At 31.3% G+C, this 16,605-nt stretch carries 18 protein-coding genes; 3 read left to right on the top strand and 15 right to left on the bottom strand.

What is annotated here, in order from left to right; translation table 11 throughout:
- Nucleotides 1-7: 7 nt before the first annotated feature.
- The 6 genes from greA to ACZ41D_RS02670 form a co-directional block, all read right to left on the bottom strand.
- Nucleotides 8-487, bottom strand: coding sequence for a transcription elongation factor GreA (gene greA, locus ACZ41D_RS02695; protein WP_464152382.1), 480 nt, complete (start codon nucleotides 485-487; stop codon nucleotides 8-10).
- 148 nt (nucleotides 488-635) lie between these two features.
- Nucleotides 636-1,622 (bottom strand): hypothetical protein, encoded by a 987-nt coding sequence (locus ACZ41D_RS02690; protein WP_464152381.1) that lies wholly within the window; start codon nucleotides 1,620-1,622, stop codon nucleotides 636-638.
- An 83-nt stretch (nucleotides 1,623-1,705) separates the two neighbouring features.
- Nucleotides 1,706-2,677, bottom strand: a complete 972-nt coding sequence (gene dusB / locus ACZ41D_RS02685; RefSeq protein WP_464152380.1) for a tRNA dihydrouridine synthase DusB — start codon at nucleotides 2,675-2,677, stop codon at nucleotides 1,706-1,708.
- Between the two features lie 74 nt (nucleotides 2,678-2,751).
- Nucleotides 2,752-3,519, bottom strand: a complete 768-nt coding sequence (locus ACZ41D_RS02680; RefSeq protein ID WP_464152379.1) for a type III pantothenate kinase — start codon at nucleotides 3,517-3,519, stop codon at nucleotides 2,752-2,754.
- Between the two features lie 24 nt (nucleotides 3,520-3,543).
- Nucleotides 3,544-4,350 (bottom strand): ECF transporter S component, encoded by an 807-nt coding sequence (locus ACZ41D_RS02675; protein ID WP_464152378.1) that lies wholly within the window; start codon nucleotides 4,348-4,350, stop codon nucleotides 3,544-3,546.
- A 255-nt stretch (nucleotides 4,351-4,605) separates the two neighbouring features.
- Complete coding sequence (locus ACZ41D_RS02670) at nucleotides 4,606-5,760, bottom strand: aminotransferase class V-fold PLP-dependent enzyme (RefSeq protein WP_464152377.1); 1,155 nt, start codon at nucleotides 5,758-5,760, stop codon at nucleotides 4,606-4,608.
- Between the two features lie 278 nt (nucleotides 5,761-6,038).
- Between ACZ41D_RS02670 and yedE the strand changes: the two genes are divergently transcribed.
- From yedE to ACZ41D_RS02655, 3 genes are read left to right on the top strand one after another with little or no spacing between them, the layout of a single operon-like run.
- A complete protein-coding gene (gene yedE / locus ACZ41D_RS02665; protein WP_464152376.1) occupies nucleotides 6,039-7,118 on the top strand; it encodes a YedE family putative selenium transporter in 1,080 nt (359 codons plus the stop codon).
- Between the two features lie 19 nt (nucleotides 7,119-7,137).
- On the top strand, nucleotides 7,138-7,344 hold the full coding sequence (locus ACZ41D_RS02660; protein ID WP_464152375.1) for a sulfurtransferase TusA family protein: 207 nt from the start codon (nucleotides 7,138-7,140) through the stop codon (nucleotides 7,342-7,344).
- A gap of 2 nt (nucleotides 7,345-7,346) precedes the next feature.
- Nucleotides 7,347-7,586, top strand: coding sequence for a putative Se/S carrier protein (locus ACZ41D_RS02655; protein ID WP_464152374.1), 240 nt, complete (start codon nucleotides 7,347-7,349; stop codon nucleotides 7,584-7,586).
- A 119-nt stretch (nucleotides 7,587-7,705) separates the two neighbouring features.
- On the opposite strand, the gene ACZ41D_RS02650 is transcribed toward ACZ41D_RS02655, so the two are convergent.
- The 9 genes from ACZ41D_RS02650 to ACZ41D_RS02610 form a co-directional block, all read right to left on the bottom strand.
- Complete coding sequence (locus tag ACZ41D_RS02650) at nucleotides 7,706-9,322, bottom strand: DUF4932 domain-containing protein (RefSeq protein ID WP_464152373.1); 1,617 nt, start codon at nucleotides 9,320-9,322, stop codon at nucleotides 7,706-7,708.
- Nucleotides 9,323-9,428: 106 nt separating this feature from the next.
- Entirely contained in the window at nucleotides 9,429-10,544 is a 1,116-nt protein-coding gene (locus ACZ41D_RS02645) for a sodium ion-translocating decarboxylase subunit beta (RefSeq protein WP_464152372.1), read from the bottom strand.
- Nucleotides 10,545-10,577: 33 nt separating this feature from the next.
- Complete coding sequence (locus ACZ41D_RS02640; RefSeq protein ID WP_464152371.1) at nucleotides 10,578-10,979, bottom strand: biotin/lipoyl-containing protein; 402 nt, start codon at nucleotides 10,977-10,979, stop codon at nucleotides 10,578-10,580.
- A 16-nt stretch (nucleotides 10,980-10,995) separates the two neighbouring features.
- Nucleotides 10,996-11,370, bottom strand: coding sequence for an OadG family protein (locus ACZ41D_RS02635; RefSeq protein WP_464152370.1), 375 nt, complete (start codon nucleotides 11,368-11,370; stop codon nucleotides 10,996-10,998).
- 23 nt (nucleotides 11,371-11,393) lie between these two features.
- Nucleotides 11,394-12,941, bottom strand: a complete 1,548-nt coding sequence (mmdA, locus tag ACZ41D_RS02630; RefSeq protein WP_464152369.1) for a methylmalonyl-CoA decarboxylase subunit alpha — start codon at nucleotides 12,939-12,941, stop codon at nucleotides 11,394-11,396.
- Nucleotides 12,942-12,961: 20 nt separating this feature from the next.
- Nucleotides 12,962-13,363: a methylmalonyl-CoA epimerase gene (gene mce, locus ACZ41D_RS02625; RefSeq protein WP_464152368.1), complete on the bottom strand. Its 402-nt coding sequence runs from the start codon at nucleotides 13,361-13,363 to the stop codon at nucleotides 12,962-12,964.
- A 6-nt stretch (nucleotides 13,364-13,369) separates the two neighbouring features.
- Nucleotides 13,370-14,311 (bottom strand): methylmalonyl Co-A mutase-associated GTPase MeaB, encoded by a 942-nt coding sequence (gene meaB, locus ACZ41D_RS02620; protein WP_464152367.1) that lies wholly within the window; start codon nucleotides 14,309-14,311, stop codon nucleotides 13,370-13,372.
- Nucleotides 14,312-14,334: 23 nt separating this feature from the next.
- Nucleotides 14,335-14,733 (bottom strand): cobalamin B12-binding domain-containing protein, encoded by a 399-nt coding sequence (locus ACZ41D_RS02615; RefSeq protein WP_464152366.1) that lies wholly within the window; start codon nucleotides 14,731-14,733, stop codon nucleotides 14,335-14,337.
- A 71-nt stretch (nucleotides 14,734-14,804) separates the two neighbouring features.
- Entirely contained in the window at nucleotides 14,805-16,484 is a 1,680-nt protein-coding gene (locus ACZ41D_RS02610) for an acyl-CoA mutase large subunit family protein (protein WP_464152365.1), read from the bottom strand.
- Nucleotides 16,485-16,605: the final 121 nt, after the last annotated feature.

The raw sequence follows: 16,605 nt of genomic DNA, 5'->3' as shown, positions 1-16,605 counted from the left end.
CCTCCTATTATCTTGATATAGCTAGTATTTTATATTTTATTATACCATCTGGAACCTGTACTTCAACAATTTCACCAATTTTTCTTCCTAGTAAAGCTTTTCCTACAGGAGATTCATTTGATATTTTATTTTCTTCAGGATCAGCTTCTGTAGAGCCAACTATAATATACTCAAATTCGTCATTGAATTCAAGGTCTAATATCTTAACTTTAGCCCCTACAGTTACGGTATCCGTAGAGATATCATCTGCATCAATAACCCTTGCATTACGTAAGATAGCTTCAAGTTTAGCTATTCTTTCCTCTAATTGAGCTTGTTCATTTTTTGCTTCATCATATTCAGAGTTTTCGCTTATATCTCCAAAAGCTAAAGCCTGTTTAATTCTATCTGCAACTTCTTTTCTTTTTACAACCTTTAATTCTTCAAGCTCGCTTTCAATTTTTTCATAACCTTCACTAGTTAAATAAACTTCTTTATCAGCCACCATATTTCTCTCCTTTTCTTTAATTTTTATATATATTTTAAAAATTCATATAATACCTAAACAATAAGCACCGTAAAAAATTACAGTGCCTGCATTTCTATATGATGATTATTATAATTTAGTAACCTAATATTGTCAAGAGTATAAAAGATTATATTGTTTTACTTTTTTCTAGAAATTTTTTAGAATTTGATGTTAGTTTTAAATACGTATCTACTGCATCATTTACATAGTATGTTTTATTATGTATTTTAATTTTTATCGGTAATATATTTTCATCACAGCATAGAGCTTCAAAAATGCAGGACCCTATTTCACTTCCAAAATTCAAATAATTATCGTCACATATTATATCACTATTATTTTTATATATGAAATCCTTTATAACTAAAATATTTTTTCTCTTTTTCCCAATCTCCTTACTTAATTTTCTTCTTATACTTATATCAAAAACTATTGCTCTTCTCTTAATCTTATTAATGTTAAAATTAATTTTATCATCAAAATTTATAATAACATCATAGTTTCCAATACTTTCACCTATATATTCTATTGAATGCACTGCAAGTCCTGTACTATGTAATATATGTTTTTTCATTTCTTCTAATTCTTTATTTCGTTTTTTTACTATTGTCAGGTATTTTACATGTTTAGATATTTCCATTATAAAATCTTTAGAAATATCTGTATTATAACTTATTACAACAATCTCTTGATTGTAAATATCAACATTTCTATAATCACATATCTTTTTATAAACTTGAAATAAATTGTTCTTTATTATATTTCTTCCATCTAAAATCTTCATCCCAGAAAAATCTTCTATATATCTCTTTTCTTCCTCGCCTAAATAATCGTAATCAGCAATAATATTTTCTACATTATTATCTTTTACAATCTTTATGGCCTCACATATTCGTTTGATATATATTTCTTTATCAATATTCTCATATGTAAACAAAATTCCTAATCCGTATCCTTTAATTTGGTCATTTTTATTTTTATATACACATGCTATTCTAGGACTTATTTTAAGTTGATATTTATTTATAAACTTTTGAGGAAATATCTTCCTAACTCCTCTTCTAAAGTGCGAATAATACTGATCAGGTGTTAAAAAATATATGAACTTACCCAAATGTAGAAATCCCCCCTCTAACACTCAAATATAATAAACTATATTGTATTTTATGACTTAATTATGTTGATATTCCTAAAGAATTATTTAAAACTTTCCAAGTACTTGTATAGTTCTGATTCCATTTCGTGTTTATTATCAATTTGGCTTATTTTATTCTTAAGTGTTGAAGCATTTCTCATTCCTTTTACATACCAAATAATATGTTTTCTCATCTCTCTAACCCCAATTCTTTCCCCTTTTAAATTTACCACAAGATTAAGATGTCTTATTGCCGTATTGATTTTATCTTCATCCTTTGGTAGTGGTAACTTTTCATTTCTTTCGAGCAAAGCAATTGTTCTTTTAAATATCCAAGGGTTGCCTCTACTTCCCCTACCTATCATGATAGCATCACATCCTGTATAATCAAGCATTTTCTTTCCATCTTCAGGAGTAAATATGTCTCCATTCCCAATAACAGGTATACTTACATTTTCTTTAACTCTTTTTATAATATCCCAATCAGCTTCTCCAGAATAAAATTGTTCCCTTGTTCTACCATGAACAGCAATTGCACTTGCTCCACTGTCTTCTATTATCTTAGCTATTTCCACTGCATTTATACTTTTTTCGTCCCAGCCTGCCCTTATTTTCACAGTTACAGGTTTATTTGAAGTTCTCACAACTGCCTTAACTATTTCTCTAACCAGTTCAGGTTCTTTTAGCAATGCACTTCCATCTCCATTTTTTACTATTTTAGGAGTAGGACACCCCATGTTAATATCTATAATATCTATATCTGGTTTGTTATTTAATATTTCATCAACTATTTTAGCCATTATATAAGGTTCATTACCGAATATCTGTAGTGAAATAGGTCTCTCGTATTCGTTAACTTCAAGTAGATTTTTAGTTTTTTTATCATTATAATATAATCCTCTGCTACTTACCATCTCACTATATACAAGTCCAGCACCCATTTCCTTACATATTGTCCTAAATGCACTATCTGTAATGCCTGCCATAGGTGCTAAAATAACATTATTTTCAAGATTTATATTGCCAATCTTCATTCTATCACCCTTTGTTTGTTGTTATAAACTTGTTTTAATATATTATCATAAAATAAGTAGCCTTTAAAGGCTACTTATTTATTCCTCTCGTATATTATTCTTAACCCTTCAAGAGTTAAAAGTTTATCTGTAATCTCAATATTTCTCGAATCTTTTGCAATAAGAGATGCTAACCCTCCTGTAGCTATTACAGTTTTTACATTTCCACCTAGTTCATTTTTCATTTTATCAATAATATAGTCAACTAGCCCCACATAACCATATATCAAACCAGATTGAATGCTATTTACAGTATTTTTACATATTACAGTTTCAGGTTTAATTAGCTCTACCTTTGGAAGTTTAGCAGTTCTCATAAACAATGCTTCACTAGAAATTTTTATACCTGGTGCTATACTACCTCCTAAATATTCTCCTTTTTCTGATACAGCACAAAATGTTATTGCTGTACCAAAATCAACTATTATAATAGGGCCACCATATTTTTCATATGCCGCAACAGCATTTACTATCCTATCCGCACCTACTTCCTTAGGATTATCATATTTTATATTCATACCTGTTTTAATTCCAGGACCTACAATTAATGGTTGTTTATTTAAATATTTAATACTCATTGCTTGTAAGGAATACATTATAGTAGGAACTACTGAAGATATTATCACATCTTCTAAATCATCTATATTAATACTGTTGAATATAAATAGCTCTCGAATAAGTAAACCGTATTCATCAGAGGTTTTATTTCTGTCAGTAGAAATTCTCCAATAATCTAGAAGTTTCTTCCCATCATATACACCTAAAACAATATTTGTATTACCAACATCAATTACTAAAAGCATTTTTTCACCTTCCTCTTATAAAGCCTACAAATCACCTCGTGACTTATTTTTTAAAGTTGAAATTACTCCAGTAACTATGAGTATAGCTACAATTATTTCGGGAATACCATTAGTAATACCAATGCCCATTATTATTTTCCCAGCTATATTTGTATTGCCGCCAATTTTTTCTACAAATTGCTCAGCATAAAGCAGATAAATCATAGATAAAACACCAATTGTATTTGTTAAAGTACCTAGCATAGCAGATATAACGACTTCAATTGCCTTATCCTTTAATTTTTTATAGGAAAAGTATCCTATAATTGCTGTTAATATAACTAGTGTACCATTAAAAATCATCATCCAAAATGAAGAATCCTTTATCATTTCTACAAATGAAATACTATTTAAACTATAATTTGAAATTTGTTGCACTAAAGTCATTAATAGATAACACATTATACAAGCCCAAATTGCTGATAATACTATATAAGATGCTTTTTTCCCTAGTTTCTTAAATATAGCATAAGCATAATATGCTACAATTCCAATTAATATTCTAGGTACCACAGCAACTAATGGGTTCAAAAAAACAAAAGAAATGGCTGTCGGATACATTATTGCTTGTATCATGCTAAATAAGCCAAACATTAGCCCTACTAATGCTCCAACAAAGGGACCTTCAACTATTGCACCTATTATAACTGGTATATGCATGATAGTTGCTTTTGTAGGCCCTACAGGAATAAATCCTAGAGGAGTTAACCCTAAAATAGCAGAAATAGCACTTAAAACTCCAACAATAGCCATTTTTCGCACAGAAAAACTCTTTACACTTTTTGAAATCATTTACACAACCTCCCGTTCTAGTTCCTTTTTTTTGGATACCAGACGATGCTTTAGAAATATTAAATTTTCCAAAACAGTCTAGCTCATATTAGATGCTAGCTTTAATAACAAGTTAATTATAAACTTTTTTTTACTTGTTGGCAATATAAATATGTAAGGAAATTGCATAATAAAATATTTTTTTAAATCCGGAGTTAGAAAATTTATAACTTGCAAAATTTTGACCTTGTAGTAATTATGAAATTCACTCACATTTTATAAATTTTTAATAACTTTATATACTGCATCTACAGCATATTTTACATCGTCTATTGTATTAAAATGACTAAAGCTAAATCTCACCGTCCCTTTTGGAAATGTACCTAAAGTTTCATGAGCTGAAGGTGCACAATGAAGCCCACATCTAGTCATTACACCAAATTCTTCATATAACCTGTATGATATTTCTCCATTATCTTCTTTAGGAACATCTATGGAAACAACAGCAGTTCTACCTTTTATCCCTTTTTTACCTATCACAGCTATTTGAGGAATATTTAAAATTTTATCTAAAAAATGCTTTACTACATATAACTCTTTCTGTTGTATAGAATGAATCCCTTCTTTTAATATATACTTAAGAGAAGCATTTAATCCGTATATCCCTGGAATATTTAATGTGCCTCCTTCAAATTTATCAGGCATATATTCAGGCTGTATTTCTTTCTCTGAAAGACTGCCAGTACCCCCTTCTATGAAAGTATCAAGTGCTTTAGCCATATCATCATTAATAATAAATCCACCTATTCCTTGAGGCCCTAATAACCCCTTATGTCCTGTAAATGCTATAGCATCTGCATTCATTTTTTTATAATCTATATCTAAAAAGCCTGCTGTTTGAGCAGTATCAACGATAAAATACAGTCCATGCTCTTTACATATAGCTCCTACTTTCTCTAAATCCAATATCGTTCCACAAACATTTGAAGCGTGTAGCATGATAACTGCTTTAGTATTATGTTTTATTTTCTTTATTATATCTTCTGGATTTAATTCTCCATTTTTATTACAAGTAATTTTTGAAAACTCAGCACCTTTACTCACAATACTATTTAATGGCCTCATAACTGCATTATGTTCCATTGATGACACTATAACATGATCTCCCTTTTTAATTAACCCCTTAATCAATACATTAAGGCTTTCCGTTATGTTTTTAGTAAATATTACGTTTTCAGGCTTGTCGAAATTAAAAAGCTCACATATTAATTCCCTAGTTTCGAAAACAACGTTTTCTGCTTCAAAAGAACTTTTATATGCTCCTCTATTTACATTGCAACCGACATTTAATAAATAATTTGACATGCTTTCAACAACTCCCGGAGCTTTAGGAAATGAAGTCGCTCCATTGTCTAAATATAGATTGTTCATATAATACACCTCCGTTATGGTATAGTTACATACCTCTAATTTATTATCTATATTCAGGATATCTTTATTTACAGCACTATACAATATTAATTATAAATGTCAATAGCATATGCCCATTATATAGGAATTTTCTATTATACTTTTAGCTTTGCAATTGTTAAAATTTAGATGAAAAGAGTAAATTGCAAGATAAAATATTCTATTAAATTTGGTACAGTGATAATTAAGCAATTTACTCAGATAAATATAATAATAAAATAAAGGAGGATTAGAATATAATGGAAAGAAAAGGTATTATTGTTGCAGGAGCCATCGTTGGAATCATATCAGTATTGTTAGTTAAATTTGGTAACCCAGCAAATATGGGGTTTTGTATCGCTTGTTTTATCAGAGATATGGCAGGTGGTATAGGCATGCACAGAGCAGCAATAGTTCAATACATACGCCCTGAAATAATTGGTCTTGTGTTAGGTGCATTTATTATCTCAATGAAAAATAAAGAGTTTCGAGCTACTGGAGGTTCTTCGCCATTTACTAGATTTATATTAGGTATCGCTGTAATGATTGGTGCATTAATGTTTTTAGGGTGTCCATTAAGAATGGTATTAAGGCTTGCAGGAGGAGATCTAAATGCTGTATTAGGAATAGCAGGATTTGTACTTGGAATCTTTATAGGAGTTTTCTTCCTCAATAAAGGCTTTAATCTAAAGAGAAGCTACAAAATGCCTAAACTTGAAGGTTATTTATTCCCTGCTGTAAATGTTGGTCTATTTGTTTTACTTTTAACTGGATTTAGCCTTTTGATGTTTAGTGAAGAAGGTCCTGGATCAATGCACGCTCCAATCTGGATTTCTTTAATTGCTGGACTAATAGTAGGAATTTTAGCTCAAAAAACTAGACTTTGTATGGTTGGTGGAACAAGAGATATGATAATGTTTAAAGATAGTTATCTACTATCTGGTTTTTTATCTATAATAATATTTGCATTTATAGGAAATTTGATATTTGGATATTTTAACCCTGGTTTTGCAAGTCAACCTGTAGCCCATACCGATGGATTGTGGAATTTTCTCGGTATGGCTCTAGTAGGATGGGGCTCAGTTCTTCTAGGAGGATGCCCATTAAGGCAGTTAATCTTATCAGGAGAAGGTAACACTGACTCTGCTGTAGCGATTATAGGTATGTTAGTTGGGGCAGCCATTTGCCATAACTTTGGATTGGCTTCTAGCCCAAAAGGTCCTACAACTAATGGTCAAATAGCAGTGCTTATTTGTTTCTTAGTTGTTGCAGTAATATCAATTGCAAACTCTGAAATGCTCGTTGGACAAAAAAAGCTAGAAAAAGCTAGCAATAATTAATTAAAAGGAGTTGAATGTAATGGAAAGAATAGATGTAAGAGGAATGTCGTGTCCACAACCTGTATTGATGACTAAAAATGCTATCCAAAAGCATCCAGAAGGAATAGAAATAATAGTAGATAATAACACTGCTAAAAACAATATTAATAGATTTTTAAAAAATTCAGGATATAAAGTAACATTTAAAGATATGGATGAAGATACATTAATCATAGCGGAGAAATAATCATGAATGAATATGTAGCAATTTTTTTCACTCATTCTGGAGCTATAAAATTTGATAGAAAGCTAAAAGCAGCAAATATTGAATGTAATCTTATGCCTGTGCCACGAAAGCTTAGCTCAAATTGTGGTATAGGTGCTAAATTTAAGTTTGAAGGAGATCTTAAAGATATAATAGACGATGAAGTTGAAAAAATATTTGTTGTTGAAGGTAAAAAATATAGGTTGGTATATAGTGCTGAATAAAACAATTATCCAAATTTATAAAATCAAAAAGCCTACACAAACTAAATTTTTGTTTTTCTCGTTTGTGTAGGCTTTGTTTTTACAAAGTGGTAAATAGGCACTTAATTTTTTAATTCAAACTAATAAAATCCATTTAAAACTTCCTTACCATCTATATACAAATGATAAGCTGATGGGCCATGAAAGTTATCATTAATATTTAAAATATTGTCCTCTTTGTTAGAAGTATAAATTATAAAACTTTTCTTTGGATTTTGTAGATTTTTTACAACAGTTATAAACTGAATTTTTTCACCTGAATATTCTTTTCCATTAATAGCAATAGAATTATCCTTCATTGTAAACGGAAACTCATCTTTATATTTAGAAAGCAATTTGTTTCCTTCAATAGTACCATAAATTAATACATTATATTTACTTAAGTCCATTTCCAAAGCTGTTTCATCTGAGATTATCTTTTCACTTAATTTAAATGCATTATTTATACTATTCGCATATTCTTTTATTTCATTGTTTTTACTTTTTTCATTAGTAGGTATTACAATAATAATATCTCCATCAAAAATTGCATCATTAATAGATTTATAAAGGGACAATTTCTCTTCTATTAAATCTTTGTTATTCAAATACTTGTCAAATGCCTTTATTAGTTCTGGATAAAATTCTTCAAATGTTTCATATTCCTCTCTATTATTTTCATACTCGTATAACTTATTAACCAATTCTTCTACATAAATAAACTTATTTCCTTCTTCATAAGCCAAAGCTTCTTCTCCTTCTTCTTCTCCATCATTAAAAGCCATTCTTGTAGTAACTGCTCTTACAATATGTTCATTTACACAAGTTTTCCAATCACTATATGCCATAGCAGACATAGGCTCCTTTATTGGGGTAAATAACTTTTCATACTTCATAAGTTCATCCTCATGGATATCAGCTAGATAATTTACAAAAGAGTGGCTAAACTCATGTCTTTGTAAATATTTGAATCCTTCTTCATTACCAAAAACAGGCTTCCCATTTTGTATCCCTTGTGGACCAATTATACTATATATATCATATTTGTTTTTATCTACTTCTACCTTAGGACCAAAGCCCCCTGGATGAAAAAGTGATGCTAAGACTATATTATAACTATTCTGCTTTAATCCATAGTAAGATTCTAACTCTTTTATGTAATTATGATTACCCATATTTTCTATAGTTTCATCGATTATATCATTGTAATAATCTGCATGGGCATTAAAAAATTTTTGGAAATTCGTATCTATGTAAAAATCTCTTAACAAGCTAACAAATTTCTCTATATTTTTCTCACCACCAGCCCTATTTAACAGATATTCAGTATAGTTAACATTATTTTTTTTATTTAATTTTGAATCTAAATATAGCATTACTGTTGGTGGTGCGTCATATGTAAAATTATTTTGTGACATTTTATCAAAAAACTCTACTGCTTTATGATTTTTATATTTTTCAAAATATTCATCTACATCTGACTTATACTCTATATCAAATTTAGTCATTAATCCTGTACGACTGTTATAATTACTTAAATACTGAACTATAGATAAAAGCTCTATATTAGGATTTACTGTAACATTTATGTCGTTATGTTCTTTTGAAATTATATTTACTTCTTCTTTTATTTCCTGTAATGAATCTGTTTCTTTACTACAGCCCGATAAAACAACTAAAAAGACTAAAACTGTCAAAATAAATAGTTTTCTCCTCATTTTTTTCACTCCTATTTCCTTTATACATTTTCGCCATACCCAGACAAGTCCCTGTCCCCTTGTCTGAAAAAACCTTCTATGGATAATCCATAGAAGGTTTTTATATTTAACCAAAGAACATTAGCAATACTCCTGCTGCTACTGCTGAACCTATAACTCCTGCTACGTTTGGTCCCATTGCGTGCATTAGTAAGAAGTTTGATGGATTTGCTTTTTGCCCTTCTTTCTGTACTACTCTAGCTGCCATAGGTACTGCTGATACTCCTGCTGCTCCTATTAGTGGATTTATCTTTCCTCCACTTGTTTTATACATTATCTTTCCAAATATTACTCCCATTGCTGTTCCAAATGCAAATGCTGCTAGTCCTAGTAGTATTATCTTTATAGTTCCCCATTGTACAAATATTTCTGCTTCTGCTTTTGCTCCTACTGATATCCCTAACAATATAGTTACTATATACATTAATGAATTTTGTGCTGTTTCTGCTAGTTTAGGAACTACTCCTGATTCTCTAATTAAATTCCCAAACATCAACATTCCTATTAGTGGTGCTGCTGATGGTAGTAAAAGCACTGTAAATAATGTAACTATTATAGGGAATATTATCTTCTCTTTCTTTGATACTGGCCTTAACTGTTCCATCTTTACTTTTCTCTCTTCTTCTGTTGTAAGTAATTTCATTATTGGCGGCTGGATTATAGGTACTAATGCCATATAGGAGTATGCTGCTACTGCTATTGGCCCTAGTAAATGGTCTGCTAACATTGTTGTTGTAAAAATAGCTGTTGGCCCATCTGCTCCACCTATTATCCCTATTGATGCTGCTTCTGGACCTGTAAATCCCATTAGTATTGCACATACAAAGGTTAAAAATATTCCAAATTGAGCTGCTGCTCCTAATAATATACTCTTTGGATTTGCTATAAGTGGTCCAAAGTCAGTTCCAGCTCCAACACACAAGAAAATTAGTGGTGGATATAATCCTTTATCTATACCTGTATATATTACTTTTAATAATCCGCTATCTTCCATTAATCCTGCTAATGGTAAATTTACTAATAACATTCCAAATCCTATTGGAATTAATAAATAAGGTTCGTACTGCTTTTTAACTGCAAGATATATTAATAAACAAGCAACACCTATCATCACTAATTCTTTCCAGGTTATCCCTGAAAAACCAGTGCTTGTCCAAAACTCTTCTAATAATTCTACAAACATTTAGGTTACCTCTCTTTCTGAAAATTTGCCTGTCTACTCTAAAGAAATGAGTGGATCTCCTGTATTTACTGATGCTCCTTTTGCAGTATTTATAGCAGCTACCTTACCACTTCTTGGTGCTACTATTTCGTTTTCCATCTTCATTGCTTCAAGTAGTAATAGTACTTGTCCTTCTGTTACTGTATCTCCTTCTTTTACTTTTATATCTAATACTGTTCCTGGCATAGGTGCTTCAACAGTTTCTGCTCCTTGTGGTACTGGTTTTGCTTCTGCTTTTTTTGGAGCTGGTTTACTAGCTTTTGCTGGCTTTGCAGGTGTAGCTTTTACTTGTGGTGAAGGAGTGCTTGAAATAGATGCAGCACTTGCTCCTTCTTTTACCTCTTCTATTTCAACTTCATAACTCTTTCCATTAACATTTACTATATATTTTTTCATTTTAAGTCCTCCTTGTCTATAATTTATTAGAAACCTGTTTTTGTCTTCCTGCTACAGCCCAAACTGGTGAAGTTTGGGGAATTCTATTAATAGCTTTTATCTTTATATCTGCAGGTGAAACTGATAAGCTTTGAGCTAAAGCAGCAGCTATAACTGCTACTATTTCCGTTTCTTCATCTATATCATCTTCAACTTTTTCTTCATCAATATTTGGCTTTTGATCTACTTCAATATTATTTTTTGATATTTGTTTTTTCTTATCGTCCTTATAAAATACACTTTTAAATCCCCCCAAAATAAGGGATATTATATACAATGTAGCAAATACAATTAACATACTAAACACTGTAACTATAAGAGCTTGACTTATACTCACATTATCTCCTAACAAAACTATCACCTCCAGTTTATCTATTATAGAGGCATATTACCATGCTTCTTAGATGGCCTATCCTCCCTTTTGCTCGACAGCATATCAAATGCACTAATAATCATAGGCCTTGATATAGATGGTTCTATTACATCATCTATATATCCCCTAGCTGCTGCAACATATGGATTTGCTACTGTATTTCTATATTCTTCTATCTTTTCTTTTCTTGTCGATACTGGGTCATCTGAACCTTCAATGTCTTTTTTAAATATGATGTTTGCTGCTCCGTCTGGTCCCATAACTGCTATTTCTGCTGTAGGGTAAGCATAAACAACATCTGCTCCTAAATGCCTACTACACATTCCAATATATGCTCCACCATAAGCTTTTCTTGTTATTAAAGTTACTTTAGGCACAGTTGCTTCACTATAAGCGTAAAGAAGTTTAGCTCCATGTCTTATAATTCCACCGTATTCTTGATTTGTTCCTGGTAAAAATCCTGGTACATCAACTAATGTTAATAGTGGAATATTAAATGAGTCACATGTTCTTATAAATCTTGAAGCTTTATCTGAAGCATTTATATCTAAACATCCTGCTAAATATTTAGGTTGATTTGCAATGACACCTACCGACCTTCCATTTAACCTAATAAATCCTGTTATTATGTTTTGAGCATAATATGGTTGTACTTCTAAAAAACTTCCATTATCAGCTATTGCATTTATAATTTCTTTCATATCATAAGGCTTATTAGGATTGTCAGGTATTAAATCATTTAACTTTTCTTCTACCCTATTAATATCGTCTTCTACTTCAAATACTGGTGCATCTTCAAGGTTATTTGATGGTAGATAACTTAAAAGTTCTTTTATTCTATTAATACAGTTTTCTTCACTGTCATCTATAAAATGTGCTACTCCACTTATTTTATTGTGTGTCATAGCTCCACCAAGCTCTTCCTGAGTTACATCTTCACCTGTTACAGCTTTTATTACTTGTGGACCAGTTATAAACATTCTACTTGTATTTTTAACCATAAAAATAAAATCTGTTAAAGCTGGTGAATAAACTGCTCCTCCAGCACATGGCCCCATTATTACTGATATCTGTGGTATAACGCCTGATGCTATTGTATTGTTATAGAAAATATTACCATAACCTGAAAGTGCATCTACACCTTCTTGAATTCTTGCTCCGCCTGAATCATTAATACCTATTATTGGAGCTCCCATTTTCATGGCCATTTTTTGTACTTTACAAATTTTTGCAGCATGCATTTCTCCCAATGAACCACCTATTACAGTAAAATCTTGAGCAAATACATAAACAAGCCTTCCATCTACTGTACCATATCCAGTTACTACACCTTCGCCTGGAGCTTTTTTCTTTTCCATTCCAAAATTCGTACATCTGTGTTCAACAAATGTATCCATCTCTACAAAACTTCCCTCGTCAAGAAGTAAGTTTATCCTTTCCCTTGCAGTTAACTTACCACTGTTGTGTTGCTTCTCAATTCTCTTTTCACCGCCTCCAAGTTTTACTTTTTCCTTTGCAGCTCGTAATTGTTCAATTTTATTTTCAGCCATTTTTACCCTCCCTTTAATAATTATTTTCTCTCAGTAAGTTCTAATAATACACCTCGACTGCTTTTAGGATGCATAAAAGCAATTCTAGCTCCACCTGCACCATATCTTGGCTTTTCATCTATCATTCTCATTCCTTTTGCCTTCATTTCTTCTATAGCCTTTTCTATATCATCTACTCTTAAAGCCATATGTTGAATCCCTTCACCTTTTTTTTCAATAAATTTAGCTATAGGTCCATCAGGTTCTGTAGACTCTAAAAGTTCTATTTCGCTATCTCCTAATGGAAGAAAAGCAACTTTAACTTTTTGTTCTTCTACTACTTCTGTACCTTGAGCCTTTAATCCTAAAACATCTTCATAAAATTTCAATGTTTCATCCAAGTTTTTAACAGCTATACCTATATGATCTATCTTACTTACCATCATATATCACTCCTTATTTTTTATTAACTTAATCATATTATCTTTAGCAGTATAAGGATCTAACTCTTTTCTTAATACTTTTTCTGATATGTTATCTAACATATCTCCTTCTTTTGATATATTCATTATCAAACTCATAAGCTCTTCATTAACCAAATTTATTATCTCAAGTCCTGCATTCCTCTTTCTTCTTTTTTCTAGTTTTCCATTATCTTCCATGTATTTTTTATGTTCTAATATTTTATTTAAAAGAGAATCTATTTCTCGATTTTTTCCTGCAGATACCTTTAGTACTGGAGGCCTCCATCCTTCTTGTTTATTAAAATCTAACATCATATTTATTTCAAGAGCAGTTTTATCAGCTCCATCTAAATCGCTCTTATTTACTGCAAATATATCTCCTATTTCCATTATTCCTGCTTTTATAGCTTGAATATCATCTCCAAGTCCAGGCACCATGACCATAATTACTGTATCAGCTGTCTTTACTATATCCACCTCTGATTGACCAACTCCTACAGTTTCTATAAAAATATAATCCGCCCCATATATATCTAATATTTTTATAGCTCCTTGAGTAGCTTTTGACAATCCTCCAAGGTGTCCTCTAGTTCCCATACTTCTTATAAACACTCCTGGGTCAGTAGATAAATCATTCATTCTTATCCTATCACCTAAAATTGCTCCTCCACTAAATGGGCTTGTAGGGTCTATGGCTATAATACCTACCTTTTTGTCTTTCTTTCTTAATAATTTCGCCAATTTGTCAGTTAAAGTACTTTTACCTCCCCCTGGAGGACCTGTTATTCCAATAATATATGCATGACCAGTGTGTTTATAATATTTTTTAATTATATCTATAGCTTCAGGTTCGTTACGCTCAATCATGGAAATTAATCTAGCACAAGTTCTTCTGTCTCCATCGAGCAATTTTTTACCTAAATCCAAATCAAGCACCACCTATTATTTTCCTATCTCTTTACGTGTTCTCTTATATATTTAACTACTTCAGAAGTAGGAGTACCGGGAGTAAATATAGCTTCTACCCCTGCTTCCTTTAATCCTGGTATATCATCTTCAGGTATAACTCCTCCACCAATAATTAAAACATCATCTGCACCTTGTTCCCTAAGTAGCTTTACTACCTTTGGAAACAAATGATTGTGTGCTCCTGACAAAATACTCATTGCTACTACATCTACATCTTCCTGAATTGCTGCAGATACAATCTGTTCAGGAGTCTGTCTTAATCCTGTATATATTACTTCCATTCCAGCATCTCTTAAAGCTCTAGCAATAACTTTCGCTCCTCTATCATGTCCATCAAGACCAGGTTTAGCAACTAAAACTCTTATAACCTTCTCAGACATACTTATCCTCCTATTCTTTATCAAAATAAAACTATAATATTTTTTTATTACATTTGCTTTTATATATAAATTTAAAGAATTACTGATTGTTGGTATTCACCAAATTCTTCTCTAAGTACACCACAAATCTCGCCTAAAGTCGCATATTCCTTAACAGCATCCAATATATATGGCATAACATTTTCTGTTCCTCGTGCAGCTTTTCTTAATTTTTCTAAAGCACTTTTTACTTTATCATTATCTCTCGTCTCTTTAAGAGATCTTAGTTTTTGTTTTTGAAGTTCTCCTACAGCAGGGTCTACTTTTAATATATCTTTATGATGTTCTTCTTCTATTTGGAATTTATTAACACCTACTACTACTCGTTTATTTGTTTCGATATCCATTTGATAATTATATGCACTATCTTGAATTTCTTTTTGAATATAGCCTTTTTCTATAGCTTTAGGAGCCCCACCTAATTCGTCAATTTTATTAATGTATTCCATAGCTCCTTCTTCTATCTTTTTAGTCAAACTTTCAATATAATAAGAACCAGCTAATGGATCTATAGTTTCAGCAACTCCACTTTCATAAGCAACTATCTGCTGAGTTCTTAATGCTATTCTAACAGATTCTTCTGTAGGTAAAGCTAGTGCTTCATCTCTTGAATTTGTATGCAGTGATTGTGTTCCACCTAATACTGCTGCTAAAGTCTGAATAGTAACACGAATAATATTATTATCAGGTTGTTGCGCTGTTAAAGTTGAGCCTGCAGTTTGTGTATGGAATTTTAATTTCATGGATTTTTCATTTTTAGCATTAAATCTTTCTTTCATTATTTTTGCCCAAAGTCGTCTAGCTGCTCTAAATTTAGCTACTTCTTCAAGCAAATCATTATGAGCATTAAAGAAAAATGATAGTCTTGGTGCAAAATCATCTACATTTAATCCAGCTTTTAATGCTGCTTCAACGTATGCTATTCCATCAGCAAGCGTAAACGCTACCTCTTGTATTGCAGTAGAACCAGCTTCTCTGATATGGTAGCCTGAAATACTTATAGTATTCCATTTTGGCACATTCTTAGAGCAATAATCAAATATGTCAGTAATAAGTCTCATTGATGGTTCAGGTGGAAATATATATGTTCCTCTTGCTATATATTCTTTCAATATATCATTTTGAATAGTTCCTCTTAATTTTTCTTTTGGTACCCCTTGTTTTTCTGCTACTGCTATATACATAGCTAATAAAACAGACGCTGGTGCATTTATAGTCATAGAAGTACTTACTTTATCTAGTGGAATTCCATCAAATAATATTTCCATATCTTTTAAAGAATCTATTGCAACTCCAACCTTCCCTACTTCTCCCTCTGATAATGGGTGGTCAGAATCATATCCTATTTGAGTTGGCAAATCAAAAGCAACACTAAGTCCTGTTTGTCCCTGCTCTAATAAGTACTTATATCTCTTGTTGGATTCTTCTGCAGTGGCAAATCCTGCATACTGCCTCATAGTCCAAAGTTTTCCCCTGTACATTGTAGGCTGTACGCCTCTTGTATATGGATATTCGCCTGGAAACCCTAATTCTTCATTGTAGTCTATATCTGCAGTGTCTTCTGGAGTGTAAATTCTTTTTACCTCTATACCGGAGCCTGTAGTAAATTTTTCTTTTCTTTCTGGAAACTTAGAGATAGTTTTAGATAATGTTGTATTTTCCCAATTTTCTTGGGATTCTTTAATTTGGTCTAGCTTTTCTTTATCAAACATTTTACTTCCTCCTCATTAATTAGTATAGACCAAGACATAAGCATTAAAATAATTAATAAAAATTTGATAAAAAACAATTTATTATTCAACATATTCTACTAAGTATAGACTATTACATTAT

Source organism: Brassicibacter thermophilus (assembly GCF_055378355.1).
Note: the sequence above shows the minus strand (reverse complement) of the source record. Positions and strands in the feature narration are given on the sequence as shown.

Coding starts and splice junctions, on each gene's coding strand:
- greA (WP_464152382.1), bottom strand. CDS start 487: ATGGTGGCTGATAAAGAAGTTTATTTAACTAGTGAAGGTTATGAAAAA.
- dusB (WP_464152380.1), bottom strand. CDS start 2,677: ATGAAGATTGGCAATATAAATCTTGAAAATAATGTTATTTTAGCACCT.
- ACZ41D_RS02680 (WP_464152379.1), bottom strand. CDS start 3,519: ATGCTTTTAGTAATTGATGTTGGTAATACAAATATTGTTTTAGGTGTA.
- ACZ41D_RS02675 (WP_464152378.1), bottom strand. CDS start 4,350: ATGATTTCAAAAAGTGTAAAGAGTTTTTCTGTGCGAAAAATGGCTATT.
- ACZ41D_RS02670 (WP_464152377.1), bottom strand. CDS start 5,760: ATGAACAATCTATATTTAGACAATGGAGCGACTTCATTTCCTAAAGCT.
- yedE (WP_464152376.1), top strand. CDS start 6,039: ATGGAAAGAAAAGGTATTATTGTTGCAGGAGCCATCGTTGGAATCATA.
- ACZ41D_RS02660 (WP_464152375.1), top strand. CDS start 7,138: ATGGAAAGAATAGATGTAAGAGGAATGTCGTGTCCACAACCTGTATTG.
- ACZ41D_RS02655 (WP_464152374.1), top strand. CDS start 7,347: ATGAATGAATATGTAGCAATTTTTTTCACTCATTCTGGAGCTATAAAA.
- ACZ41D_RS02650 (WP_464152373.1), bottom strand. CDS start 9,322: ATGAGGAGAAAACTATTTATTTTGACAGTTTTAGTCTTTTTAGTTGTT.
- ACZ41D_RS02645 (WP_464152372.1), bottom strand. CDS start 10,544: ATGTTTGTAGAATTATTAGAAGAGTTTTGGACAAGCACTGGTTTTTCA.
- ACZ41D_RS02640 (WP_464152371.1), bottom strand. CDS start 10,979: ATGAAAAAATATATAGTAAATGTTAATGGAAAGAGTTATGAAGTTGAA.
- mmdA (WP_464152369.1), bottom strand. CDS start 12,941: ATGGCTGAAAATAAAATTGAACAATTACGAGCTGCAAAGGAAAAAGTA.
- mce (WP_464152368.1), bottom strand. CDS start 13,363: ATGGTAAGTAAGATAGATCATATAGGTATAGCTGTTAAAAACTTGGAT.
- ACZ41D_RS02615 (WP_464152366.1), bottom strand. CDS start 14,733: ATGTCTGAGAAGGTTATAAGAGTTTTAGTTGCTAAACCTGGTCTTGAT.
- ACZ41D_RS02610 (WP_464152365.1), bottom strand. CDS start 16,484: ATGTTTGATAAAGAAAAGCTAGACCAAATTAAAGAATCCCAAGAAAAT.